Source organism: Longimicrobium sp., assembly GCF_036388275.1.
Taxonomy (GTDB): Bacteria; Gemmatimonadota; Gemmatimonadetes; order Longimicrobiales; family Longimicrobiaceae; genus Longimicrobium.
In genome coordinates this window covers 1-24660 of the sequence record NZ_DASVSF010000041.1, presented here as the reverse complement: position 1 = coordinate 24660, position 24660 = coordinate 1, and the positions used below count along the sequence as shown (strand labels likewise).

Genomic DNA, 24660 nt, shown 5'->3' with positions numbered 1-24660 from the left:
GGCTGTCGTGCATGCCTTGGGAACCCCCTCCCCGCGGCCCCCGTCCCCCGCTGCGCAGGGGAGGGGGAGACCTGAAACGCCCTTCGGCTGGCTTGGCGCGCTCGACTCCGCGTGCAGTCCGCGCAGGCGGACTTCGTGACGTTCCAGACGCGGTTTCAATCAACCGCCTCGGATAGGGCCCGGGTTGACGCTCCGCCCTTCCCACGCACCCCAATCCCGAAGTGTACCCCCTCTCCCACGCTGTTTGTGGGAGAGGGTGGCACGCGTGTCAGCGCGGCCGGGTGAGGGCCCCACGGCAGCCGAGGCCTCGGCTACGGTGACCGCTGCCGCGCCCGGGCTTGTACGTGTCCGCGGCTACATCCTTCGGGCCGCAAGGCCAGGCGTGCGGGCAAGCACTGTGCGCCTGGCCCTCAGGATGACAGGCTTTGGCCGTTAGGCTGGGCCTCAGGATGACAGGCTTTGGCGTTCGCCTTGGGCCCCGTATCGACCCATGCCCCTCCCCCACGCTTGGTGGAGAAGGGGCATGCATCACCAGAGCAACCACGGAGATATCGAGTCAGCCCTGATCGCTCCTGTTCCTTTACCGGCCCAGCAGCGACAGCGAGAGCGACACGCGCCAGAAGTTCTCGCTGAGCAGGGGATCCCCCCCGTCGCGCGTTCCCCGCTCGGCGGAAAGGTCGGCCGCGGCCGCGCCGCCGCCAAGGACCAGCCCGAAGCCGCCGGTGATCGCGCGCTCTTCGGAGAACTGGTCGCCTTCACCGGCGGCGAAGGGAAGCTGCGTCCATCGCACGCCCACCCGCACCGGCAGGGGGCGTCCGGCCAGGCCCAGCCCCTCGTATTCCAGCCCGCCCGACGCATGCATCACGTCTCGCGCGCCGCCCGACTGCGAGAGCGCCTCGTCGGCGGCGGACCAGCCCGACCAGCGGAACGAAGCCGCCACCAGCGCGTTCTGCGAGATGCGGGCGGTGGCCCCGGCGTCCAGCTTCAGGGGCAGCGCGTACGATCGCGACTCCACAGCGGAGTCGCCCGCCGCCGTCGCTGTAGCGGTCAGGTCGCCCGCGGCCGTAACCGCCGCCGCAACCGTCACCGCCGAGCCGCGGTAGCGCGCGCCCACCGAGACGCCGAGCCCCTCGTACTCGTAGTCGGTGCCCGTGGCCGACTCGAAGAGCCCGCCGTCGGGAAACGCGCGCGACACCGAATCGCGCAGCGCGCCCGTGTACAGGTCCAGCCCCACGCCCACGTCCAGCCGCGGCACCAGGATGTACGCCGCGCCCGCCCGGAACCGCGACAGGCCGCCGCGCGAGACGAAGCGGTCGCGCACGAAGCGGCGCTGGCCCGCGATGTCAAGCGAGTCCTCGATCACCGCCTCCCAGCTCTGGTCCAGCACCGCGGCGTACCCGATGGAGGCCACCAGGCGCGAGCCGAAGGGGAACGCCGCCTGGATGGCGGGAAAGCGCGCGGTAGTCACCCGGTCGGCCGAACCGTCGAGCGTAAAGGCGTCGGACTGCAGGGTCAGCGTTACGCCCGCCACGGGAAGCCCGGACAGCGCGGCCGGGTTCACCAGCGAGAAGTGCGGCCCCTGGAACCCCGCCGCGATGCCGCCCAGGGCGCGGCCGCGAGCGTCGACCGGCTCCAGCGGATAGCCCAGCGAGTACGCCGACAGCAGCGACTGCGCGCCGGCGGGGGCCGCGGCCAGCGCCGCCAGCAGCAGCGCGGAGCCCGGAATACGAAGGCGGATCATGGCAGTCGGCGGCGGGCGGGAAGCGTGTAGACGATGCGCAGCAGCGGATCGCCCCGGAAAAAGCCCACGCCGAAGGTGGGCGGCCCCGGACCCAGCTCGCTCAGCAGCGCGAAGGTGGTGGGCAGCGTATCGGCCGAGAACACCGTCTGCAGCGCCAGCCGGGTCAGCGGGATCACCGCCAGCGTGTCGGTCTTGGGATTGTAGAACACCGGCTGGTCCAGCAACCCGGCCGGGTCGCCCGGAGCGCAGCACCCCAGGGGAGCCCGGCGGCCCAGCTCCGGCTCGCTCACCCGCCGCAGGTGCAGGGGCAGCAGCCCCAGGGGACCGAACCCGTTGGGCACGTTCACCGGTTTCAACAGCAGTTCCACGGAGTTCAGCTGCACGTCGCGAAGCCCCACGTCGGCGCAGGCCTGCGGCGCCGCGCACCCGGGCACCCGCTGGTTCACGTCGATCTCCAGCAGGGTGCGGGCGCCCCGCACGCCGCCCGCCGCGAGGATGTTCGCGCCCGGCTCCGGCTGCTCGGGCGTGTACACCGTTGCCGCGTCGGTGCCGCTGGCGCTGATCACGAAGGTGGTGTCGGGGCGCGCGCTGTCGGGCCGCACGCGGGCGCGCAGCACGAAGCCGGTGATCTTCACCCTCGTTCCCGGCTCGGCACCCGTGATCACCACGCCCTTCGACGTGCTGTCGGCGAGCGCACGAACCGTGGCGGTGGTCAGCGGGAACACGAGCGAATCGCCAGCCGATCCCGCCGCCCGGGTGGCCTGGCTCAGCAGCGCGCCGCGTGTGCCGCCCGGCTGCGTAAAGGGCACCTCGACGCTGCCCGTGTCCACCGCCAGCTGCCAGGTGGCGCTGCCCGGGTCGTAGTCCTGGACACCCTGGAACACCCGCAGCGTAAACGGCGCGGTGGAAGCGGTGGTGTCCACCCGTACGACGAGCTCGCCCCCGGTGAAGGTGAACAGGCTGTCGGTACGCGACACGCCATCGCGCAGGTACGTAACCTGGCGCGGAAAGCCCAGGAAGCGGGCCAGCGCGTGCGCGTAGAGGCCCCCGTAGTTCTCGGCCACCGTCAGGTACGAGGCCGCGTGCACACTGGTGTACCCACTGTGCGAGCTGAGCACCCGGAAGAACTGCGACGCGGGCACCAGCACCTCGCGCGTCACGGGCTGGGCTTCCAGCGGAAACTCGCCCGGCAGCGTCGGCGTTTCGTCGGTGCAGGCGGCCGCGCCCGCGAGGAGCGCGGCGGCCAGGCCGAACAGGATAATACGGCGTTGCATCCGTCCAGAGGTCTTGCGTGTGGGTGCTTTCGCACCCGTAAAAGCGCGGCGGCCGAGAGCCGGCACACCTGGCCGGCTCCGGGCCGCCGACGCGCTTCAGGGTTCCTGCTACGCGGCGGAGGGGGTTTCCGTTCCCTGTGGAGGAAGGTACACCCGCGGCAGCCGCGTTCCCAACCCGGTGAGCACCTCGTACGAGATGGTCCCCGCCCGCGCCGCCACCTCGTCCACCGTGATCGCGGCATCGCGGTCGCGGCCGATGAAGGTGGCCACCTCGCCCGCCTCCACCTCCGGCAGGTCCGTCAGGTCCACCACGGTCATATCCATCGACACGCGGCCGCGGATGGGCACCTTGCGGCCGCGGACGATGGCCTCGCCCCCCGCCGTGCCCAGCGCGCGGGGGAGCCCGTCGCCGTACCCGATGGCCACCGTTCCCCACCGCTCTTCGCGGGTGGCCGTGTAGGTGGCCCCGTAGCCGCAGGTGCTTCCCGGCGGCACCTGGCGCACCAGGGCGATCCGGGCCCGCAGCGACGCCACCGCCTCCGGCGCGGCACCCGGGCCCGCCGATCCCCCATACAGGAAGATGCCGGGCCTCACCACGTCGCCGCCGTACCCGCCCCGGCGTACGGAGGCGGCGCTGTTGGCGGAGTGGATCACCCGCCGCCCGGGCGCCGCCGGCAGCCGCTCCAGCGCGTCCAGCAGCCGCGCGTGCTGCTCATCGGTCGGCGCCAGGTCCGGCTCGTCGGCGGAGTGGAAGTGCGTAAAACACCCTTCCCACGCCAAAAGGTCCGCGGCGGCCTCCATCACCTCGCGGCCCCATTCCGCGGCGCCGGCCGCCGGAAAGCCGGCGCGCCCCATTCCCGTGTCGATCTCGGTGTGGAACGCCAGCCGCCGTCCCACGGCGCGGGCGGCCTCTGCCCAGCGACGGACGGCCGCGGTTTCGGACAGGGCGAGCGTAAGGTCGGCCTGGGCCGCGCGGGCGTATTCGCCGGGGGGCACCGGGGCGAACACCACGGCGCGCCCCCGCCACCCCAGCCGCCGGAGCTCTTCGCCCTCGGCGACCGCGGCGACGCCGGCGGCCCACAGCTCGCGTTCGGAAAGCTCGCGGCGCACCATCTCCAGGACGGGGCCCATCCCCAGCCCATAGGCGTTGGCCTTGAGCATGGGAAGCGCGGCCGATCCCCGCGCCGCGTGCAGCACGCGCCGCAGGTTGCGCCGCAGCGCTCCCTCGTCCACCTCTACCCAGGCCCGGGAAACCCCGGTTGACGGATCAGTCACAAGCCGCGTATTCTAGGCCCATCGTGAGTGACTCGCAAGCCGAAAACAGCCTTCCCGCCACGCCTTCGGGCGGCGTACTGGACCGCGCGCTGGCGCTGGTGGAGTTCCTGCGCGCCGGCTGCCCGTGGGATGCCGCGCAAACGCCGTCGTCCCTCACGCGGTACCTGCTGGAAGAAGCCCACGAAGTGGCGGCCGCCATCGGCGCGGGCGACGCCGAGGCGCTTCGCGGCGAACTGGGCGACCTGCTGCTGAACGTGGCCTTCCAGGTGGTGATCGGCGAGGAGACAGGCACGTTTTCCCGGGAAGAGGTGGTCGCGGCGCTGGAGCAAAAGATGCGCCGCCGCCATCCCCACCTGTACGGCCTGGGACCGGCGGAAGACTGGGACACGCTCAAGCGGCGCGAGCGGGGTGAAAGCCCGGCCGGCAGCGTTCTGGACGACGTTCCCGCGGGGCTGGACCCGCTGCTCCGCGCCTTCCGCGTGCAAGACCGGGTGTCCCGCGTGGGTTTCGACTGGGACGACCCGCGTGGCGCGTGGGAAAAGGTGCGCGAAGAAACCGACGAGGTGGGGCGCGAGCTCGACGAGGCCCACCCGGAGCGGCTGGAAGACGAGCTGGGCGACCTGCTGTTCGCCGCCGTCAACCTGGCCCGCCTGGCGGGGGCCCACCCCAGCACCGCCCTGGCCCGCGCCAACGCCAAGTTCGAGCGCCGCTTCCGGGCGCTGGAGGGGCTGGCCGGCGAGCGGGGCGTCGTCTTCGGGCAGGCCACGCTCGCCGAGCTCGACACCCTGTGGGACGAGGTGAAGCGCCGCGAGCGCGCGGCCTCCGCCGCGGGCGCGCCGTGACGCGGGCCGCCGGCCGCGCGTCCTCCCTCCCGTCCCGCCGGAGCGCCTGGCCCGGACGTCCATCCACCCGCCGACTCGGATGAGCCTCAGGCAACGGATCGTGCTCACCCTGCTGGGGATCGCCATCATCCTGGTGATCCCCGCCGCGTACGGGCTGCTGGCGCTGCAGCAGGTGCACTCCGCCGTGCACACCCTGCAGGGGCGCGACGTAGGGGCCATTAACGCCCTCAGCGACGTGCGCAACGGCGTCGAGGCAGCCAATGACGCCCAGGTGCGCTACTCGGCGCTGGGCGGCATCGGCGAGGCGCAGGACTTCGCCGCCCTGGAGCAGCGGCTGGACAGCGCCTCGAACGCCGTGTCGGGGGGGCTGGCGACGCTCAGCCGGGGCGCGTACGGGCGCTCGTCGGCGCGCGTGGCGGCGCTGTGGGACAGCACGCGGGCCTTCGCCCAGCAGGAGCGCGCGCTCATCCGCGCGGGCGACCGCGACGGCGCCGCGGCCCTGCGCCGCCAGGCCGTCACCCCCGCCTTCCAGCGGATGGCCGCCTCGCTGGAGCCGGTGGGAGTGGAGATCGACCGGCAGACGGAGCGCGAGGTGCAGCGGGCCGAGGGCGTGGCGCGCCGATCCACCAGCACCACCCTGGCGGCGCTGGCGGCGGCACTGGTGCTGACGCTGGTGCTGGGAACCTGGCTCACCCGCACCCTGCTGCGCCCCGTGGGCGAGCTGCGCCGGGGGATGGCTAACGTGGCGGAGGGCGACTTTGCGCCCAACGTGCGCATTCCCGTGGAGCGGCCCGACGAGCTGGGCGACCTGGCCCGCTCGTTCGACACCATGACCACGCGGCTGCTGGAGCTTGACCGGTTGAAGGCCGAGTTCGTGTCGGTGGCCTCGCACGAGATCAAGACGCCGCTCAGCGTGATCCGTGGCTACGTGACGCTGCTGGCCGACGGCATCTACGGCCCGGTGAACGACCGGCAGAAGACCACGCTCGAGGCGGTGAACGCGCAGACCGACCGGCTGACGCGGCTGGTGCACCGCCTGCTGGACGTCAGCCGCTTCGAGGCCGGCGGCGGACGGCTGGAGCTGCGTGACATCGACCTGGGGGCGTTTTTCCGCGAGCTGACCAGCGGGTTCCAGGTGCTGGCGGGGCAGAACGGCATCGAGTTTCCCGTGCGCCTGGCCGACGACCTTCCCACGACCATCCACGGCGACGAGGACCGGCTGAACGAGGTGCTGGGCAACCTGCTGTCCAACGCCTTCAAGTTCACCTCCAAGGGCGGCACCATCCGGGTGGATGCGCAGCGGTGCGACGGCGGGATCTGCGTGGAGGTGGAGGACACGGGCGTGGGCATTCCGCCCGACCAGCTGCCCCGCGTCTTCGAAAAGTTCTACCAGGTGGACAACGACGCCCAGCCGCGGTCGGTGGGATCGGGGCTGGGCCTGGCCATTTCGCGCGAGATCGTCGAGGCGCACGGGGGCACGATCACTGCAGAAAGCCAGGTGGGCCGGGGCACGCGCTTCAGCGTGTTTCTCCCGGAGCGGCCGCCCGTTCAGAAGGCGGCCTGATCGCCCGACTTTTTACGCGTCCGCCTGTGAGAACCGCGTTTTCCGTTCTGTGCCTGGTCCTGTTTTCCGCCTGCGCCTCCGGCGGACGTGGCGGCGCCGAACCCGGCGCGCCCAGCCGCGACCTGCTGTGGCGGCAGGCGCACCAGGCCATGCACCAGGACTCGGCGCGCATCGCCCTGGCTGCCTTCCAGCGGCTGGCGGCGGAGCACCCCGGCACGCTCGAGGGCAACGAGGCGCGCTTCTACCTGGGCACGCTGTACCTGGACCCGCGCAACTTCGACGCGCCTCGGGCATCTGAGCACCTGGAGATGTACCTGGCCGCCGACACCATGGGCGGGCGGCAGGCCCGCCGCCCCGAGGCGGTGCGCCTGCTGTTGCTGTCGCGCAACCTGGTGCTTCCGTGCGAGCAGCGGACGGGTGGCCTGCGCTGCGAGCCCGCGGTGGTCACGCGGCGCACGCCGGGCGAAACGGTGGTGGTGCGAGACGGCGACCAGTCGGCCGAGGTCGCGCGCCTGCGCCGTGAGGTCGCGGAGCGCGACGGGACGATCCGCGAGCTTCGCGAAGAGCTTCAGCGGATTCGGAACACGCTGGCGCCGCGGCCCAGGTAGGGAAGTGCGTGAGTGCGTGAGTGCGTTAGTGCGGAAGTGAAAGGAGCGCGATCCGGTCAGGGTCGCGCTCCTTCTCGTTCCGTGGCCCTCCTCCGTGACCTCCGTGCCCTCCGTGTGAGGCCCCGTCGTTCGTTCCTCGTCCACGCCGCACGAGTTGCGATTAACCGAATCGAAACCGAAACCAGGGTACCGGATCGGGGTACTAACGATGTCGGCAACTGTGGACATTCGGGGAGGTGAGCGGATGATGATGATCGACATCGAGCGGGCGGGCGGCATCGAGACGGGGCGGCTGGAGCGCTGCCTGGGGCTCGCCGCCGAGCGGGTGGGACCGGGGCGGTACCGCGTAGACGGCGGAACGGAGCCGCACTGGGTAGACCTGCGGTCGCGCCTGGTCCCGCGCTGCGACTGTGGCGACCACCTGTGGCGGGAGCGGGTGTGCAAGCACATCCTCGCCGCCCTCCTCCGCGAAGGCGACGAGCGCGTGATCCGCGAGATCAGCGGCCTCGTCCGCCAACTCCGCGACCGCGTCCGCGCGGCGTGAAGGCATCGCTCCCCGTCGACGGTGCGCGGGTTGCAAGCATCCGCCGCCAACCAGGGCGGACGTACCTCAGCGCGGAGCGGGTGGGATGATGACGGTGGCGACGATCGGGTACGAGGGCACCACGGTGCCTGCCTTCCAGGAAGCGCTGCGCGAGGGCGGCGTGGATCTGCTGGTGGACGTACGCGCAGTTGCCAGCTCGCGGCGGCCGGGTTTCGCGAAGACACGGCTGGCGGCCAACGTCGAGGAACTGGGGATCGAGTACCTGCACCTGCGGGGCCTGGGCACTCCGGCCGAGGGACGCTCCGCGGCGCGGGCCGGGCGGCACGAGGAGATGCGCGAGATCTTCATGGAGCACCTGGCCACGCCGGCCGCGCAGGACGAGCTGCATCGCCTTGCCGACATCGTCCGCTCCGGCCGCCGCGTGTGCCTACTGTGCTTTGAAGCGGACCCTGCGCACTGCCACCGCAGCATGGTCGCCGCCGCCCTCGCCGACCTGATGCCCATCGAGATCCGTCACCTCGCGGCCCAGCTCGATCCCGACTGAGGGAGTTCACAGACGCCGACGGACGCTCGATGTCATCCCGAAGGAGCGCCCGCCCCGATCTGCCGATACGCCGAACTCCGCAGCGACTGAGGGATCCGCCACACACGCCGCGATCCGAACGTATCCATGCCTACTCCGGAATCCGTTCCTCTTGCGGATCGAGAGCATGATACGAGTCAGCCGCGGCTGTGGAGCGCTCCGGACTGCTGTGTGGCGGATCCCTCAGTCGCTGCGTACTACCTTCACGCGTCAGGTCTCCCGGGGCCGCTCCATCGGGATGACATTGGCGGCGCGGCGAGCTGCTTTTCACGGCGCGTCCAGCGTGTCCGCTCCATCGGGATGACAGTGGCGGTGACTGCGGGGCTGTGACGCACACGTGACGGTGGCTTAATCGATCGATAATCCGCGGGCGATTCCGCTGGGCGATCTACGGCCATATCTTTGTGGGCGTTGAGGTTGCGGGGTCCGGATGATAGACCTGTGCGGCCCGGCAGTTGCAATACGATAGTGAGCAGTGGGGAGTAGCCGCCGGCGCGTGCAGCGCGCCGGACCGGCGGCCGTCAAGACGGGATCGGACACGATCCCCGGCCGCCGGACGGGAAACCGGGCGAGACCACCGCGGACCTCTGGTTCCGTGGTAGGGTCTCGCCCTTTTTTGTGTCTCGCAGCGGGAGAAAGCCGATGGTTGCGTACGTGATCTGGACGACGCTGGTAGGGCTGGCGGGGGCCGCGCTGATGCGGTGCCGCGACCGGCAGCCGCGGCTGGTGCCCGTGCCCGTGCGGGCCAGGCGCCCGCGCTGAGGTGAGTGGCGGGTCCGGGCATGTGCCCGGGCCCATGTTGAACCAGGGAGACGACGACGAAAGATGAACAACATCAAGGTCTTCGCGCTGATGGCCGGCCTGACGGCGCTGTTCGGCGCGGTGGGAGCCATGATCGGCGGCCAGGCCGGGATGCTGATGGCGCTGGCGTTCGCCGGGCTGATGAACGTGGTGATGTACTGGGGCTCGGCGTCGATGGTTCTGCGCATGTACGGCGCGCAGGTGGTCACCGAGCGCGAGGCGCCCGAGCTGTACGCGATGGTCGACCGGCTTCGGCAGCGCGCCGGGCTGCCCATGCCCACGGTGGCCATCGCCCCGCACGCGCAGCCGAACGCCTTCGCCACGGGACGAAACCCGGAAAACGCGGTGGTCTGCGTGACCGAGGGGCTGATGAAGCTGGTGACGCGCGACGAGCTGGAGGGCGTGGTGGCGCACGAGCTGGCGCACATCAAGAACCGCGACATGCTCTTGCAGACGGTGACGGCCACTATGGCCGGCGCCATCAGCAACCTGGCGCAGTTCGGGCTGTTCTTCGGCGGGGGCGACGAGGATAGCAATCCGTTCGCGGCCATCCTGCTGGCGATCCTGGCGCCCATCGCGGCGATGATCATCCAGTTCGCCATCAGTCGCCAGCGCGAGTTCAAGGCCGACGCAGTGGGCGCCGAGATCTGCGGCCGTCCCCTGTCGCTGGCCAGCGCCCTGCAGCGCCTGGAGGCGGGCGCGCGGCACGTGCCGATGCACGTCAGCCCCGCGGTGGCCCCGCTGGCGCAGGTGAACCCGCTTCGCGGCGGGGGGATCGGAAAGCTGTTCAGCACCCACCCGCCCACCGAGGAGCGCGTCGCCCGCCTCTCGGAGCTGGCTACGGGGATGCGCCTCGCCGCCTGACGCTGGAAGCAGGAACGGAATCGACGCGCTCTTCCCGGAGAGCGCGTCGATTTTCTTTTCCGCACTAACGCACTCACGCACCAACGCACTTCCCCGTCCGCGCACTTTCACCCGCCGTGCCCCGGTGCTAACTTGCGGGCATGATCACGCCCCCCCGCTCCGCACAATGACGCACGTCATCGCCGTACCTCCCACGCTGGACAGCGACGCCTTCGACCAGATGATCGCGAGCGCGGCCGAGGGCGGCGACGCGCGCCTGCTGTTCGACGGGCGCCACCTGCGCTTCGCCGATCCGTACGGCATGGTGGGGCTGCTGGCGCTGGGGCAGCACTTTACGCGCGACGGGGTGAAGCCCATCCTCCACTTTCCCCAGTCGCCCGAGGTGGGAAGCTACTTCACGCGGATGGGGTTCGTGGCAGCGGCCGACGCGGCGTTCGAGATGGTGGATGCACCGCGCCCGCGGGCCAACGACGGCTCCAGCGTGCTGCTTCCCATCACCGTGATCGACACGCACGAGGACGTGCACGGGGTGATCGAGGCGCTGAACGAGCACCGGATCAGCACCCTTCTTTCGGAGCAGCTGGGCTACTCGCGCGCCGACGCCATCGCCTTCAGCATGCTGCTGAGCGAGGTTTCGCAGAACATCATCGAGCACGCCGGCGCGCCGGGGTGGGTGGGCATCCAGACGTACCGCCGCTGGCGCCGCATCGACAAGCGCGTGGTGGTGATCGCGGTGATGGACCTGGGCACCGGCTTCCGGGGATCGCTGGAGCGCGAGCACAGCAGCCGCTTCGGCGACCGCTGGGGCGACGCCACCGCGCTGGAGGCGGCGTTCATCCACGGCGTCACGCGCTTTCGCGACCCGGGACGTGGGCAGGGCCTCAAGCAGATCCGCAAGAAGGTGGGCCGGTGGGGCGGCAAGATCGCCATCCGCAGCGGCACGGCGCGCATCTCCGACGTGCCGGACTGGGACGATTCGCCGCCCATGGCCACGGAGCTGGCCGACTTTCCCGGCTCGCAGATCCTGATCGTCCTTCCGGCCAAGCCGCCAGCGCCTCCCGCGGAACCCGCGGCGCGCCCAGCAGCCAGACCTGGACCCGTCCGCCGCTAGGCGCGACGCACTTACGCACTCCCGAACTCACGCACTCTCATGAGCACCGTTACGTTCCAGACCAACAAGGGCACCTTCACCGCCGAGCTGTACGCCAACGAGGCGCCCGGCACCGTGCAGAACTTCACCAAGCTGGTGAAGGACGGCTACTACGACGGCATCATCTTCCACCGCGTGATCCCCGACTTCGTGGTGCAGGGCGGCGACCCCATCACCAAGGAAGCGGGCGGCGTGAACAACCCGCGCGTGGGCACCGGCGGCCCGGGCTACAACATCAAGTGCGAAACCCAGGGCAATCCGCACCGCCACGAGGTGGGCGCCCTGTCGATGGCCCACGCCGGCAAGGACACCGGCGGCAGCCAGTTCTTCATCGTGCTCAGCGAGCAGAACACGCGTCACCTGAACGGCGTGCACACGGTGTTCGGCAAGGTCACCGAGGGGCTGGACGTGATCTTTCAGCTCGCCAAGGGTGACAAGATGGAGACGGTGACCGTCAGCGACGGCGCCGCGGCCTGACGGCCATGCTTCAAGGGCGCAGGATCGCTCCGCTTCCCATCGACCTGTACCGCGCTGCCCGCCGCTCGGTGACTTCGCTCTTCAGCAACCTGGTGACCCGCCCCACGGGGCGGGCCATCCGCACCGGGGTCGAGAGCCAGCTCGCCGAGATGGAGGACCGCGAGGTCACCTTGTCGATCCTGGACTTTTCGCAGGTCCGGGTGCTGGACTATTCCTGCGCCGACGAGATCGTCGCGAAGCTGCTGCTGCGCTACCTGGGCGACGAGCGCCCGGGCGAGGCGTTCTTCGTCGTCCGCAACGTGCAGGAGCACCACGTCGAGGCCATCGAGGCCGTGCTGGAGCGCCACGGCCTGCTCCTGGTGGCCATCCAGGACGAGGGCGACGTGGCGCTGCTGGGCGAAGCCGATGCCACGCAGCGCGCGGTGTGGGACGCCCTGGTGCGCCGCGGCCGCGCCAGCCGCGCCGACCTGGCCGACGACACCGGCGTGGCCCGCGAGGCGGTGACCGCCGCGCTGGCGCACCTCTATCTGAAGCGGGTGGCTGCCGTGCACGTGGACGGCACCATCTCGCCGTTGTCCGCCTTCGTCGTGCAGGAGGGATGATGCCGCACCCGGCCGGCCCCGGTACCCAGGCCATCCACGCGGGCGACCCCGCGCCGCGCCCCAACGCGCCGGTGGTGAACCCCATCGTCACCAGCACCACGTTCTACATGGACGCGGAGGGCCGGGGCGACCTGCTGTACACGCGCTACGGCAACGGCCCCAACCACCAGGTGCTGGAGGCCCGCCTGGCCGCCCTGGACGGCGGCGACGACGCCCTCGCGGTGGGCAGCGGGATGGCGGCCATGGCCTGCGCGCTCCTTTCCCTGCTGCAGGCGGGCGACCACGTCGTGGCTACGGACGCCATCTACGGCGGCACCCGCGCGCTGCTTTCCACCGAGCTGTCGCGGCTGGGCATCCAGACCACCTACGTGGACCTGTTCTCCCCGGAGTGGACGGAGGCGCTGCGTCCCGAGACGCGCGTGGTGCTGGGCGAGTCGGTATCCAACCCCATTCTGCGCGTGCTGGACGTGGCCACGGTCGCCCGGGCGGCGCAGGCGCACGGGGCGGCGCTGGTGATCGACAGCACCTTCACGTCGCCCCTCAACTTCCGCCCGCTGGAGCACGGGGCGGACCTGGTGATGCACAGCGCCACCAAGTACCTGGGCGGCCACAGCGACGTGACGGCGGGCGTGCTGGTGGGCAGCGCCGCGCGCATTGGCGAGGCGCGCAAGCGGGCGCGCGTGTGGGGGCCCGTGCTGGACCCGCACGCGGCGTGGCTGCTGGAGCGCGGGATCAAGACGTTGTCGGTGAGGATGGAGCGGCACAACCGCAACGGCGCGGAGATCGCCCGCTGGGCGCAGGAGCGGCTCGAGATCGCCCGCGTCATTCACCCCTCCCTGCCCTCGCACACGGACCACGAGACGGCGGCGCGCATCCTGGACGGGTTCGGCGCGATGCTGGGGATCGAGCTACGGGGCGGCGGGCCGGCGGCGACGCGGTTCGTCCGCGCGCTGCAGCTGGCGAAGCTGGCGCCCAGCCTGGGCGGGGTAGAGACGCTGGTGTCGGAGCCGCGCCACACGTCGCACGCGGCGATGACGCCCGCGGAGCGCGCTGCGAACGGCATACCCGACGGCTTCGTCCGCATCTCCCTGGGTATCGAGGACGCCGCGGACCTGATCGCCGACTTCGACCAGGCCCTGCGCGCGGCTGACGCCGGGGAGACCGAGCGCGAAGCGGCCGACTGAACAAAAAAGCACGCGCAGAGCCGCAGAGGCGCCGAGAGGACGCGGAGTTCTCTCGGTTCCTCTCTCTGCGGCTCTGCGCCTCTGCGTGAGGCCTTCTTTGTTTTCTTGAAGACGCACGAAAGGGCGCCGGAGACCCCTGGTCCCCGGCGCCCTTTTGATGCAATCACAGCGCCTCAGCCGTCCCGGCGCAGGCGCTTCAGCCAGGCGGGCACCTCGGTGCCGGCGCCCTCGTAAAGCACCGCGATGCGGTCCAGAAGCTCGGCGCGTGCGGTCGGCTGCTGCTCGTCGGGAAGCCCGTCCAGCAGAATGGCCAGCGCGGCCAGCACCGTGTCTTCCGAGAACTCTCCCCGGCTGGCGCCCCGGTTCACGTACCACGCGGTGAGCTTGCGCAGCGTGCTTCGGTAGGGCGACGTCCCGTTGATGAAGTGCTGCAAGCCCATGGGGCTCATCGGGATCGCCCGCGCCACGGCACGCAGCGACTGTTCGGAGACGGCGCGGCGCGCCGCCTCGCGGATGGCCTCGATGGGCACCCGCCGGGGATCAGGCGGCGTCATTCGCCACCCTGCCCGGGACCGCGGCCCTGTAGCCGCCGTCCAAACCGTTTATCTCTAGTCTTTGTACACTGGATAGTCTATCGCCCTCGCGCGCCGTTAACAAGAGGCGCTTTCCGGCTCGCCCCAACGGGACAATGTTTACGCCGTGCACGCCCTCCGCGCGGCTTCGGATCGCAGAAACCGGCGGATGCAAAACGGGGCCGCTCCTCACGTGGAGAAGCGGCCCCGTCCTGCGTGCCGGGCGCAAGGCCCGGCGGCGGATCTCAGCCTTCGATGCTGCGGATGATCCGCTGCGCCTCGGCCGAGAAGCGCGCCGCGTCGTCGCCCGAGATGCGGCCCGTGCGCTGCGCCGCTTCCAGCTCGTTGATGAACGCGCCCAGCTGGTTGACGGCGGCGCCGTCGTTGCCGCGGGCAAGGGACTGCTGTGCCGCGCGGAGCTTGGCGGTCAGCGAAACCTCTTCGCCGCGCTGCAGGTTGGCGTTCTGCACCGCGTTGATCAGCGCGGCCGCGCCCTGTTCCGGCGACTGCACCGTCACCGTCGAGGTCCGCACGCCTTCGGCGCCGTCGTCGTCGGTCACCCGCACCGTCACGGTGTAGGTGCCGGCCGACGTGTAGCGGTGCGCGAGGGCGAACGATCCGCCGTCGAGCGCCAGCGCACGCGCGCCCGAGCCGTCGCCGTAGTCCACGATGGCGGTGAAGGTGTCGTCGCCTGCATCGGCGAAGGTGCCCGCCGCCGTGTAGCTCTCACCGCGCAGCAGCGCCGCGCCGCCGAACGCCGCCACCGTGGGCGCCGCGTTCATCACCGTCACCACCGTGGTGGCCGTGTCGGCCGCGCCGTACTCGTCGCTGACGATCACCGACACCGGGTAGGTGCCGTTGTCCGTGTAGACGTGCACCGGGCGGGCGCCCGTGCCGGTGGCGCCGTCGCCGAAGCTCCACTCGTACGTCAGCGCGTCGCCATCCGGATCGGTCGAGGCCGAGGCGTCCAGCGTCACCGACGAGCCCTCGATGCCGATGTACGGCCCGTCCGTGGCCGCCACCGGGGCGCGGTCGTTGGCCTCGACGATGCGCTCGATGGCGTTCGGAAGCTTGTCGAGCAGGTCGTAGCCGGTGCGCGCCTCGATCTGGTCCACCGTCACGGCGTACATCTCCCACGGGTTGTTGCGCGTCCCGCGGGCGGCGGCCGTGTCGTTGGGCATGCGGATGGCCAGCACCTGCACGTCGCCCGTGCCGCGCACGTCGTTCAGCCCCTCGCCGCCGTCCATCACCACGGCCACCTTCCAGGTCCACTCGGGGATCTGCACCCGGCCCTGGCCCTTGAGCGTGACCGGGTTGGCCGAGTACTCGCCGCCGGCCACGACGTAGATCTCCTTGCCCTGCTGGCGGGCCAGGTCGTTCAGGTGGTTCTCGAACTTGCTCCAGGGGCCCTGGTTGCTCTCACCGGCCTGCGGAAGGATGTTCGTCAGCAGGAAGGTGCTGGCGTTCTCCTGGTCCGTGGTGGTGCGGCTTTCGGACTGCACCATGTGGCCGCGGTCGTACCCGCCGTTGCGGTAGTCGAAGTCCACCACGCGGTAGGTGCCCGTGGGCAGCGTCTGGTCGGCGCTGAAGCAGTCGCAGCGCGGCGCGGCGCCGAACTGCGTGGCGTTGATGTTCCAGCTCACCCAGTTGGGCCCGCCGCGCGTTTCGCTGTACGAGGCGGCGAACTGCGGCTTGCTCAGCAGCACGCCGGCCGCCGCCGGGGTGCCGAACTCCACGTGGTTGCGGTAGACGGCCGGGGTGGGCGCGGTGCCGGGGAGAATGGTGATCTGCGCCGTGCCCGACACGCCGTTGGGGGCCGTCGCGGTGACGGTCACCGTTCCGGCCGAGACGCCGGTGATGTAGCCCATGGAGTCGACGACGGCCACGGACGCGTCCGACGTGGTCCACGTGTACGCCGGGGGCGGCGAGACGACGGTGTTGAAGGCGTCGCGCGCCGTGGGGAACGCCGGCTTGGTGTAGCCCGCCGGAACCGAGCGCGGGGTGTTGATGCTGATGCTGATGGAAGCCACCACACCCGGCTGGCCGCCGCCGCCGGTGGAGCTGTTGGCCGCGCCCGGCGTGCCCTTGTCGCCCCCCGCGCCGAAGAAGGCCGTCGAGGTGAACCAGTTGGTGCCCGCGCCGGCGTCGGTGTTGTCGGCCGCCGCGTCGATCACGGAGCGCGAGGCGCCGCGGGGGGCGGTGACGGCCCAGTCCACCGAGTCGGCGGTGGCGCCGGCGCCGTCCTTGAGCACCAGGTGGTCGGAGCTGTTGCCCAGGTTGACGTTGGCGAAGACGTGGCCCACGGCCACGCCGCCGTTGGTTACGGAATCGGCGTTGCGCCCCAGCACCAGGTAGCCGTTGGCCGGCACCGTCACGGCGGTGGTGATGGTGTGGCCCGCGTCGCCGCGCGACACGATCTTCCATCCCTGCAGGCTCACGGGCGCCGCGGTGCGGTTGACCACCTCGAACCACTCGCCCTTGTCGTCGAGCACGGCGTTGGGGTCGGCCAGGATCTCGTTGATGACGATGGCGCCGGTGCCCGTGGAGGGGGGCGGCGGCGGCGGGGTGGTGGTGGAGCCGTCGTTCACCGCCCCGGGGGTGCCCTTGTCGCCCAGGCCGTACGTGCTGGTGGCCGTGGCCCAGTTGCTTCCGCTCATCACCACGTTGTCGGCGGCGGCGTTCACCACGCCGCGCGTGGCACCCGTGGGAGGCGACGTCGTGCCCCAGGCCACCGAGTCTACCGAGGCGCCCGAGGCGTCGCGCAGGGCCAGCCAGTCGGTGGTGCCGTTGGCGAGTGTGAAGGTGGAGCGGTAGGCGTGCGCGGCGTTCAGGCCGCCGTTCTTGGTGACGTCGCCGCTGCGCGCCAGCACCACGAACCCGCCCGCGGGAACCACCACGCTGGCGGGGATCACGTACGCCGCGTCGTTGGCCGAGGCCAGCGTGTATCCCTTCAGGTCCACGTCCGCCGCGCCGGGGTTGTAGACCTCGAACCATTCGCCGAAGTCGTCGAGCACCGCGTTGGGGTTGGGCATCACCTCGTTGATGACCAGGCCGGTGGCGGCAGCCGCCTGGACGTCCAGGCGCGCGGTGGGCGCAGTCGCCGTGTCCTGCGTACAAGCGGAAAGCAGCACCACACCAAAAAATGCGGCCCCGAGGACACGCAGCGTCGAAAGGCTCATGGGGATTCTGGAAAGGAGGGCGAAAAGGATCGCGCCTCCGATTGGAGGCGCGGAACCCGTCAGGGATAGATGACAAAGATACCATCCCCGACACCGGATTTCAAGCCCCCACATCAGACGTATCTCGTACCGGTGCATCACTTTACGAGTAACGGTCAGGTCTCGACCGCCACTGTTTCCAGCCCGGCCAGGTTCCCCTTGCCGTCTCCCCCGACGACGTAGCAGCGAACCTCGATTTTGCCCAGGCGGTACACCGTCGCGCCGCGGAGCCGGGTGCGGAGCAGCTCCCGCAGTGCCTCGTAGCGCGGGCGGATGGCCTGGGCCTGCGCGTCCCACGGATCGCTGGTTTCCGTGTGTCCGGTGAAGAAGTGGTCCAGCGACCGCTCCTCCACCGGAGAACCGTCTGGCTCGCAGAGGAGCCGCGCGAATTCGTCCACGCCGGGTGGATTGTCGCCGGCGCCAGGGAGAAAGAAGAACGAGAAGGGGCGATCGGATTCGCTGCCGTACGTGAGCCCCGCCGAGGCGGCCTCCATCTCACGCTTTAGTTCATCGGGATCGGGCTGGGCCATGGATTGGACTCCGCTGGAAGTAGGTGGGATGCTGTCCCCTGCCTCGGGGCGTTCCGCCGCCGCGCCTGTCATCCGGCGTGGACAGCCGCGCAGGGCGAAAATGAGGCTGGCGGAAGGGACATCGCCTTGACACACAATCACTTGCGGCGGGAACACACGCGCGGGCGCTCCGGTTGCGCATGGAGCCAGGCGACGGCGGGATGGACAGCCCGCCGGCGGCGCCCCTCCGGCGCTCCCATTCAAGCTTACAGCGAGACACCCCGATGCCCCGATTCCGCACCCTGATCTTCGCCGCCGCCGCCCTTGTGGCGCTGGCCTCGTCCCACACCCCGGCGCATGCGCAGTCCTCCACCGCCCAGTGGCGCGGCAGCCGCTCCGAGCGGCTGATCGACCGCGCCGTGCGGTACTACGGCTACAACCCCAACCGGCTGACCCGCGAGCAGTCCCGCGCCATCGACCTGACGTGGGTGGATCTGCTGGGGCCCGGCGCGCGGCGCGGGACGCTCACCGCCACGCAGGCGACGGCCATCGTGTACATGGCCCTGGTGTTTCCGCACGAGGAGCAGGCGGGCGGCGGATACCCGGACCGGCCGGACTACGAGGACCGGCCTGGCTACCCCGGCGGCTCGCGCCCGCCGTACTGGGGCCGCGAATGCGTGCAGATGCAGTCGCAGGCCTACGAGCTGGGCAACCTGGTGTCGGCGTCGGAGACGCAGACGGGGCTGTTCGTGATGGACCCGGAAAAGAGCCGCGCCCGCACCCTGGCGCGGCAGATCCAGCAGAACGCCATCGAGTGCCGCGCCACCGCCGTCGCCGACCGCGCGGGCGACGTGCTCACCGCCCTCTCGGCAAACCTTCCCGCCCGCACCGACGTGGCGCGACGCGTGGACGTGCTGAAGCAGGAAATCCGCGACGCTTCGCCGGACCGGGGCGGCCGCTACTGACCCCTGGACGACGGAGGCCGGGCGCCCCTGGAGGGTGCCTGGCCTAGTTCTTCGCGGCAGAGTCGGCCGGCAGGGGGCCGACGCCCTTTCCCTGGTAGCTGCCTCCGCCGTGGGCGCGGGGCCCCAGGACGCGCGCGCCGTAGCCGTTCTCCGGGTCCTTCCCCCGCTTGAGCGCACGGTCGACGGCGTTCTCGCCGCGGTTGTAGGCGATGACCCCCAGCCGCACCGCGTCGTTCCCGTACTTGTCGTAGCGCTCGATCATCTCGCGCAGGTAGCCGAAGCCCAGCCGCATGTTGGTGTTGGGGTCCATCAGCTCCCGGCTGGTGTCGATCTCGGGATTGATGGCGCGTGCGGTGCCGGGCATCATCTGCACCAGCCCCGCGGCGCCGCCCTGCCCCACCGCCCCGGGGTCGAACACGCTCTCCACCCGGATCAGGCGAAAGCCCAGCTCCGGGTCCAGCCCCACCTCGGCCGCGGCGTCGTAGACCATCCGCGCCATGGTGTTGGTGATGTTGTAGCGGGCCACCATCTGGTCGCAGAGAATCTCGCGCGGATCGGCCTTCTTTTCGACCACCCGCTCAAGGTACGGCGTCTTCACGAGCCGGGGGGTGCGCGGGGCGGCCACGCGCAGCTCGCGCAGGCTGTCGGGCACGCCCGCGGCCGGCGCGAAGGCCCGAGACACGCCCGCGGTGGAACGTGCGAGGGCGATGCCGGCGATGAGGATCAGCGGAAGCAGCGCCAGCATCCACCGCGGGATGCCGGCCAGCCCATACTTCGACGACCCGCTGGGTCGGGCAGTGTCGGTCACGGTCCATCTCCTCCGTTTTCCGAACCGTCCATCCGAACGGTGTGGCGCGGCCCACCCGGAGCAAATCCGGGACCGGCGGCCAGGCCGCCGGTCCCTCTCCTCGTCCGATCCCGTCCCTACAGTTCGATCTGCGCGCCCAGCTCCACCACGCGGTTCGGCGGCAGCCCGAAGAACGACGTGGCGCTGCGGGCGTTGCGCGACATCACCGAGAACAGGCGCTCGCGCCAGATGGCCATCCCCCGCTTCTTGGACGCGATCAGCGTTTCGCGACCCAGGAAGTAGCTCGTTTCCATAGTCTTCAGCGGCAGGTCGGGGTTCTGGATGGCCGCCAGCGCCGTGGGGATGTCGGGGTTCTCGGTGAAGCCGTAGCGCAGGATCACGCGGTACAGGCCGTGGCTCAGCTGCTCCACGGTGGTGCGCTCGCTGTCGTCGACGAAGGGAACCTCCTCCGTTTCCACCGTCAGCAGCACCACGCGCGCGTGAAGCACCTTGTTGTGCATCAAGTTGTGAAGCAGCGCCGGCGGCGTGCCCTGCGAGTTGCCGTACATGTACACGGCCGTGCCCGGAACGCGGGTGAACGCGTTCTTTTCCAGGTCGTCCATGAACATGGCCAGCGGCAGCGTGCGGCTCTGCAGCCGGTCAGCCAGGATCTGCCGTCCCGTCTTCCAGGTAGTCATGCAGACGAAGAACGCCGCGGCGATCACCAGCGGGAACCAGCCGCCATCCGGAATCTTGACGATGTTGGCCCCCCAGAAGCCCAGGTCCACGACCAGGAACCCGGCGCACAGCAGCCCCACCTTCCACCGCGCCCACCCGAAGCGCTGGCTGGCCACGAACGCGAACAGGATGGTGGTGAACACCATGTCCGTCGTCACCGCCACGCCGTACGCCGCCGCCAGGTTGCCGCTGGTGCGGAAGCCCAGCACCAGTCCGATGCAGGCGAACATCAGCAGCCAGTTGATGGACGGAATGTAGATCTGCCCGATCTGCCGCTCCGACGTGTGCTCGATGTGAAGCCGGGGCAGGTAGCCCAGCTGCACGGCCTGCCGCGTGAGCGAGAACGCCCCCGAGATCACGGCCTGCGAGGCGATCACCGTGGCCGCGGTGGTCAACGCCACCAGCGGATAGAGCGCCCACTTGGGCGCCATCAGAAAGAACGGGTGCTCGATCGCCGCCGGGTCGCCCAGGATCAGCGCCCCCTGCCCGAAGTAGTTCAGGATCAGGCAGGGGAGCACGATGGTGAACCAGGTCGCCTGGATGGGCTTCTTTCCGAAGTGCCCCATGTCGGCGTACAGCGCCTCGCCGCCGGTCACCACGAGGAAGACGGAGCCGAGGACGAAGAAGCCCGACCAGCCGTTGCGGGCAAAGAACTCGACGCCGTGCACCGGGTTGATGGCCCACAGCACCTCGGGCCGGCGGACCAGCTGGTTGAGCCCCAGCGCGCCCAGCGTGAGGAACCACACCAGCGTCACCGGCCCGAACACACGCCCGATGCCCGCCGTTCCCCGCGACTGCACCGCGAAGATGGCGACCAGGATGGTGATGGTGATGGGCAGCACGTACGGCGAAAAGAGCGGCGTGGCCACCTCCAGCCCCTCGACGGCGGAGAGCACGGAGACGGCGGGCGTGATCATGCTGTCGCCGTACAGCAGCGACGCGCCGAACAGCCCCACCAGCACGAGGACCCAGCGCCGGCTACCCGGCCGCATCCTGCGCTGCGGCGCCACCAGCGCGGTAAGCGCGATCATCCCGCCTTCGCCGCGGTTGTCGGCCCGCATCACGAAGAGCAGGTACTTGATGGAGATGACGAGGATCAGCGCCCAGAAGACCAGCGACATCACGCCCAGCACGTTGTCGCGCGTGGGCGACAGCCCGTAGTGGGGCCCGAGCGCTTCGCGGATGGCGTAGATGGGGCTGGTGCCGATGTCGCCGTACACCACGCCCAGGGCGGTGAGCGCCAGGACGTAGAAGTATTTGCCGGACGGTTCGGCGTGGGTGTTCGTGCTCACGGGATCCCGGGATGCGGACGCCCAGCGGCGCCCATTCGGTGCGCCGCCGGTTACGTAGCGGCCTTACAGCCGGTTTTGTGCCCACGCTCCACGACTGCTCCGGCTGCCAGGGCGCGCGACAACCTCGCGGGCGTGAAGGCCCGCGTCAACGCCGTATGAGCGAGAGGCCGCGCCCGTTGCGAGTTGCTGCCTGAAGCGGATGAATCGGCCCCGACAAAAGCGGAAAGCCTCCCCGACTGCGGGAGGCTTCACGTGGACCGTGCCGGAGCGCTACCGAATTCTCCCTCTCCCCTGCGAAGCGGGAGAGAGGGCCGGGGAGTGGGGGGCTCCCGCGGCATGCGAGGCGGCCCGTCGAACCTCGATCGAAGTCTCCCCTCTCCCGGCGCAGTTTGCCGGGGGAGGGGCCCACCCGCAGGATGCGAGGCGGCCCGTCGAACCCCGATCGAAGTTTTCCCCTCTCTCAGCGCCTCGCCGCACAGCGGAAGGACGTCAGTCGCTGTCGGCGCCGTCGGTGGCGGCGACGATCCCGCGCATCCCCAGCACCTCCTTGACGCGCGCCTCGATGTCGGCGGCGACCTGCGGGTTTTCCTGCAGGAAGCTCTTGGCGTTCTCGCGCCCCTGCCCCAGCCGCACGTCGCCGTACGAGAACCACGCGCCCGACTTGTTGATGACGTCCGACTCCACGCCCAGGTCCACCACGATGCCGTGATGGTCGATGCCCACGTTGAACATGATGTCGAAGTCCGCCTGCTTGAAGGGCGGCGCCACCTTGTTCTTGACGATCTTGGCGCGCGTCTTGTTGCCCACCAGCACCTCGCGGTCCTTGATGGACCCGATGCGGCGAATGTCGATGCGCAGCGAGGCGTAGAACTTCAGCGCGCGGCCGCCGGTCGTGGTCTCGGGGCTGCCGAACATCACGCCGATCTTTTCGCGGATCTGGTTGGTGAAGATCACCGTGGTCTGCGAGCGGTTGATGGCGCCCGTCAGCTTGCGGAGCGCCTGGCTCATCAGCCGCGCCTGCAGGCCCACGTGGCTGTCGCCCATCTCGCCCTCGATCTCGGCGCGGGGCACCAGCGCCGCCACCGAGTCGATCACCACCACCTCCACCGCGCTCGAGCGCACCAGCACCTCGGCAATCTCCAGCGCCTGCTCACCCGTGTCGGGCTGCGACACCAGCAGGTTGTCGACGTCAACGCCCAGCTTGCGCGCGTACTCGATGTCGAGCGCGTGCTCGGCGTCGATGAACGCGGCCACGCCCCCGGCCTTCTGCGCGTTGGCGATGACGTGAAGGCAGAGCGTGGTCTTGCCCGACGACTCCGGCCCGTAGATCTCGGTGACGCGCCCACGCGGGATGCCGCCGATGCCGATGGCCGCATCGAGGTTGATGGCGCCCGTGGGGATGGCCGTGATCGCCACCCGGGGGCCGTTGACCCCCATCCGCATGATGGAGCCCTTGCCGTGGGCCTTTTCGATCTGGCCAATGGCCACGTTCAGGGCCTTGCGCTTGTCCTCGGCGATGTCGACGGCCATTGGGTTTCCCTGGTAGAAGCTCGTTCAGAAAGCCGCCGGGCGGCTGTGCGGACAATACACCGGACGCCGGACGGCGTTCCCGAAGATAAAGCGAAAGTTTACACGTTCGCGGCACGATGCACAAGGGTTTTCGTGCGGCAAGTTGCCGCGCGTTCCTGCCTAGGCCAGCAGTTCGCCGACCACATCGGAAAAGGCGCTGGAGGCGTGCTCGATCCCCGCGTCGTCCACGTCCAGGTGCGTTACGGCCCGCAGCCGGCGCGGACCGAACTGCACCATGCGCACGCCCCGGCGTTCCAGCGCCGCCAGCAGCGCGGTGGGGTCCAGCCGCGGCTCGCGAAGATCGATCATCACGATGTTCGTTTCGGGCTCCGCGGCGGCCACCCCCTCCACGCTCGACACGGCTGCGGCCAGCTCCTTCGCCCGCCGATGGTCCTCTTCCAGCCGCGGGAAGTGGTTGCGAAGGGCGTACAGCCCCGCCGCCGCAAGGATCCCCGCCTGGCGCATGCCTCCACCCAGCCGCCGCCGCACCCGCCATGCGCGCTCCATCGCCTCCGCGTCCCCCGCCAGCATGGAGCCCACCGGCGCGCCCAGCCCCTTGGAAAGCGCGAACATCACCGTGTCGGCGTGCGCCGCGTAGTCGCGCATGGCCACGCCCGAGGCGACCGACGCGTTTGAGAGGCGCGCGCCATCCAGGTGCACCCGCACTCCGCGCTCGCGGGCCACGCCGGCGAGGGCGCCCATCCGGTCCAACGGCAGCACCTTTCCGCCAGCGCTGTTGTGGGTGTTCTCCAGGCACAGCAGCGACGTCTGCGGCACGTACGGCGACGGCGGGCGGATGCGCTCCGCAACCAGCTCCGGGGTCAGCAGGCCGTCGGGCGTGGGTACGGCGTGAAGCTGGATTCCGCCCCAGGCCGCCGCCGCGCCCTCCTCGTAGTTCAGGATGTGCCCCGACGCCTCGATCACCGCCTCGGTCCCAGGCCTGCCTAGCACCAGCAGCGCGGCGGCGTTGGCCATGATGCCGCTGGGAAAGAACAGCGCGGCCTCCTTTCCAACCAGCTCCGCCGCCACCCGCTCCAGTTCCGCCACTGTCGGGTCGTCGCCCAGCACGGCGTCGCCCACCTCGGCCTCGGCAATGGCGCGGCGCATGGCCGGCGTGGGCCGCGTAACGGTATCGGAACGAAGGTCTACGGTGCTTTCGGGGCGTGCGGGCATCGACGGCTCTTGGCGGGTTCAGAAGGAGCCGAAAGATCCCGCGAACCCGCCGCCGATGCAAGGGACGGCAACGGCCTCGGTTCCAGCGTTGCGAGCACGCTGTAGCGGTTCCCGAACATCGGCCAGTACGACTCGTACCCGCTGCCGATGAACCCCATGTTCTGCCTCCGTCAGATGGTGAGTCGTCCGTCCATTCCCGCAGATTCCCGCAGATTCCCGCAGATTCCCGCAGATTCCCGCAGATTCCCGCAGATTCCCGCAGATTCCCGCAGATTCCCGCAGATTCCCGCAGATTCCCGCAGATTCCCGCAGATTCCCGCAGATTCCC

21 protein-coding genes are annotated in these 24660 nt (G+C 70.5%); 11 read left to right on the top strand and 10 right to left on the bottom strand.

What is annotated here, in order from left to right; translation table 11 throughout:
- Nucleotides 1–580: 580 nt before the first annotated feature.
- The 3 genes from VF632_RS08925 to alr all read right to left on the bottom strand — a co-directional run bounded on the left by VF632_RS08925 (nucleotide 581) and on the right by alr (nucleotide 4290).
- Nucleotides 581–1741, bottom strand: coding sequence for a hypothetical protein (locus VF632_RS08925; protein ID WP_331022526.1), 1161 nt, complete (start codon nucleotides 1739–1741; stop codon nucleotides 581–583).
- Nucleotides 1738–3015 (bottom strand): hypothetical protein, encoded by a 1278-nt coding sequence (locus tag VF632_RS08920; protein WP_331022525.1) that lies wholly within the window; start codon nucleotides 3013–3015, stop codon nucleotides 1738–1740. The genes VF632_RS08925 and VF632_RS08920 overlap by 4 nt, the downstream gene beginning before the upstream one ends.
- A gap of 108 nt (nucleotides 3016–3123) precedes the next feature.
- Nucleotides 3124–4290 (bottom strand): alanine racemase, encoded by a 1167-nt coding sequence (gene alr / locus VF632_RS08915; RefSeq protein ID WP_331022524.1) that lies wholly within the window; start codon nucleotides 4288–4290, stop codon nucleotides 3124–3126.
- A gap of 23 nt (nucleotides 4291–4313) precedes the next feature.
- On the opposite strand from alr, the gene mazG reads away from it, so the two are divergent.
- The 10 genes from mazG (at nucleotide 4314) to VF632_RS08865 (ending at nucleotide 13509) form a co-directional block, all read left to right on the top strand.
- Nucleotides 4314–5132, top strand: coding sequence for a nucleoside triphosphate pyrophosphohydrolase (gene mazG, locus VF632_RS08910; protein WP_331022523.1), 819 nt, complete (start codon nucleotides 4314–4316; stop codon nucleotides 5130–5132).
- A 79-nt stretch (nucleotides 5133–5211) separates the two neighbouring features.
- The gene (locus VF632_RS08905) at nucleotides 5212–6696 is read left to right on the top strand and encodes a HAMP domain-containing sensor histidine kinase (protein ID WP_331022522.1); all 1485 of its coding nucleotides are present in this window, start codon (nucleotides 5212–5214) and stop codon (nucleotides 6694–6696) included.
- A 26-nt stretch (nucleotides 6697–6722) separates the two neighbouring features.
- The gene (locus VF632_RS08900) at nucleotides 6723–7304 is read left to right on the top strand and encodes a hypothetical protein (RefSeq protein ID WP_331022521.1); all 582 of its coding nucleotides are present in this window, start codon (nucleotides 6723–6725) and stop codon (nucleotides 7302–7304) included.
- A 244-nt stretch (nucleotides 7305–7548) separates the two neighbouring features.
- Nucleotides 7549–7848, top strand: coding sequence for an SWIM zinc finger family protein (locus VF632_RS08895; protein WP_331022520.1), 300 nt, complete (start codon nucleotides 7549–7551; stop codon nucleotides 7846–7848).
- 85 nt (nucleotides 7849–7933) lie between these two features.
- Entirely contained in the window at nucleotides 7934–8392 is a 459-nt protein-coding gene (locus VF632_RS08890) for a DUF488 domain-containing protein (protein WP_331022519.1), read from the top strand.
- 864 nt (nucleotides 8393–9256) lie between these two features.
- A complete protein-coding gene (locus VF632_RS08885; protein ID WP_331022518.1) occupies nucleotides 9257–10096 on the top strand; it encodes a zinc metalloprotease HtpX in 840 nt (279 codons plus the stop codon).
- 166 nt (nucleotides 10097–10262) lie between these two features.
- A complete protein-coding gene (locus VF632_RS08880) occupies nucleotides 10263–11207 on the top strand; it encodes an ATP-binding protein (RefSeq protein ID WP_331022517.1) in 945 nt (314 codons plus the stop codon).
- 39 nt (nucleotides 11208–11246) lie between these two features.
- Nucleotides 11247–11723, top strand: coding sequence for a peptidylprolyl isomerase (locus tag VF632_RS08875; RefSeq protein ID WP_331022516.1), 477 nt, complete (start codon nucleotides 11247–11249; stop codon nucleotides 11721–11723).
- Nucleotides 11724–11728: 5 nt separating this feature from the next.
- Nucleotides 11729–12325, top strand: a complete 597-nt coding sequence (locus VF632_RS08870; RefSeq protein ID WP_331022515.1) for a hypothetical protein — start codon at nucleotides 11729–11731, stop codon at nucleotides 12323–12325.
- Entirely contained in the window at nucleotides 12322–13509 is a 1188-nt protein-coding gene (locus tag VF632_RS08865) for a PLP-dependent aspartate aminotransferase family protein (RefSeq protein ID WP_331022514.1), read from the top strand. Before VF632_RS08870 ends, VF632_RS08865 begins: the two co-directional genes overlap by 4 nt.
- A gap of 173 nt (nucleotides 13510–13682) precedes the next feature.
- Here the strand turns inward: VF632_RS08865 and VF632_RS08860 are convergent, their stop codons facing one another.
- The 3 genes from VF632_RS08860 to VF632_RS08850 form a co-directional block, all read right to left on the bottom strand.
- Nucleotides 13683–14063 (bottom strand): hypothetical protein, encoded by a 381-nt coding sequence (locus tag VF632_RS08860; RefSeq protein WP_331022513.1) that lies wholly within the window; start codon nucleotides 14061–14063, stop codon nucleotides 13683–13685.
- A 263-nt stretch (nucleotides 14064–14326) separates the two neighbouring features.
- Entirely contained in the window at nucleotides 14327–17260 is a 2934-nt protein-coding gene (locus tag VF632_RS08855) for a DNA/RNA non-specific endonuclease (protein WP_331022512.1), read from the bottom strand.
- Between the two features lie 155 nt (nucleotides 17261–17415).
- Nucleotides 17416–17829 carry a nuclease A inhibitor family protein gene (locus VF632_RS08850; protein ID WP_331022511.1) on the bottom strand — a complete coding sequence of 138 codons (414 nt, stop codon included), beginning with the start codon at nucleotides 17827–17829 and terminating at the stop codon, nucleotides 17416–17418.
- Nucleotides 17830–18092: 263 nt separating this feature from the next.
- On the opposite strand from VF632_RS08850, the gene VF632_RS08845 reads away from it, so the two are divergent.
- Complete coding sequence (locus tag VF632_RS08845) at nucleotides 18093–18773, top strand: hypothetical protein (protein ID WP_331022510.1); 681 nt, start codon at nucleotides 18093–18095, stop codon at nucleotides 18771–18773.
- Between the two features lie 43 nt (nucleotides 18774–18816).
- Here the strand turns inward: VF632_RS08845 and VF632_RS08840 are convergent, their stop codons facing one another.
- From VF632_RS08840 to VF632_RS08825, 4 genes are all read right to left on the bottom strand, one after another.
- Nucleotides 18817–19581: a transglycosylase SLT domain-containing protein gene (locus VF632_RS08840; protein ID WP_331022509.1), complete on the bottom strand. Its 765-nt coding sequence runs from the start codon at nucleotides 19579–19581 to the stop codon at nucleotides 18817–18819.
- Between the two features lie 116 nt (nucleotides 19582–19697).
- Nucleotides 19698–21590, bottom strand: a complete 1893-nt coding sequence (locus tag VF632_RS08835) for a potassium transporter Kup (protein WP_331022508.1) — start codon at nucleotides 21588–21590, stop codon at nucleotides 19698–19700.
- 489 nt (nucleotides 21591–22079) lie between these two features.
- Nucleotides 22080–23120, bottom strand: coding sequence for a recombinase RecA (gene recA, locus VF632_RS08830; RefSeq protein WP_331022507.1), 1041 nt, complete (start codon nucleotides 23118–23120; stop codon nucleotides 22080–22082).
- A gap of 159 nt (nucleotides 23121–23279) precedes the next feature.
- Nucleotides 23280–24332: a GntG family PLP-dependent aldolase gene (locus VF632_RS08825; RefSeq protein ID WP_331022506.1), complete on the bottom strand. Its 1053-nt coding sequence runs from the start codon at nucleotides 24330–24332 to the stop codon at nucleotides 23280–23282.
- Between the last annotated feature and the right edge of the window lie 328 nt (nucleotides 24333–24660).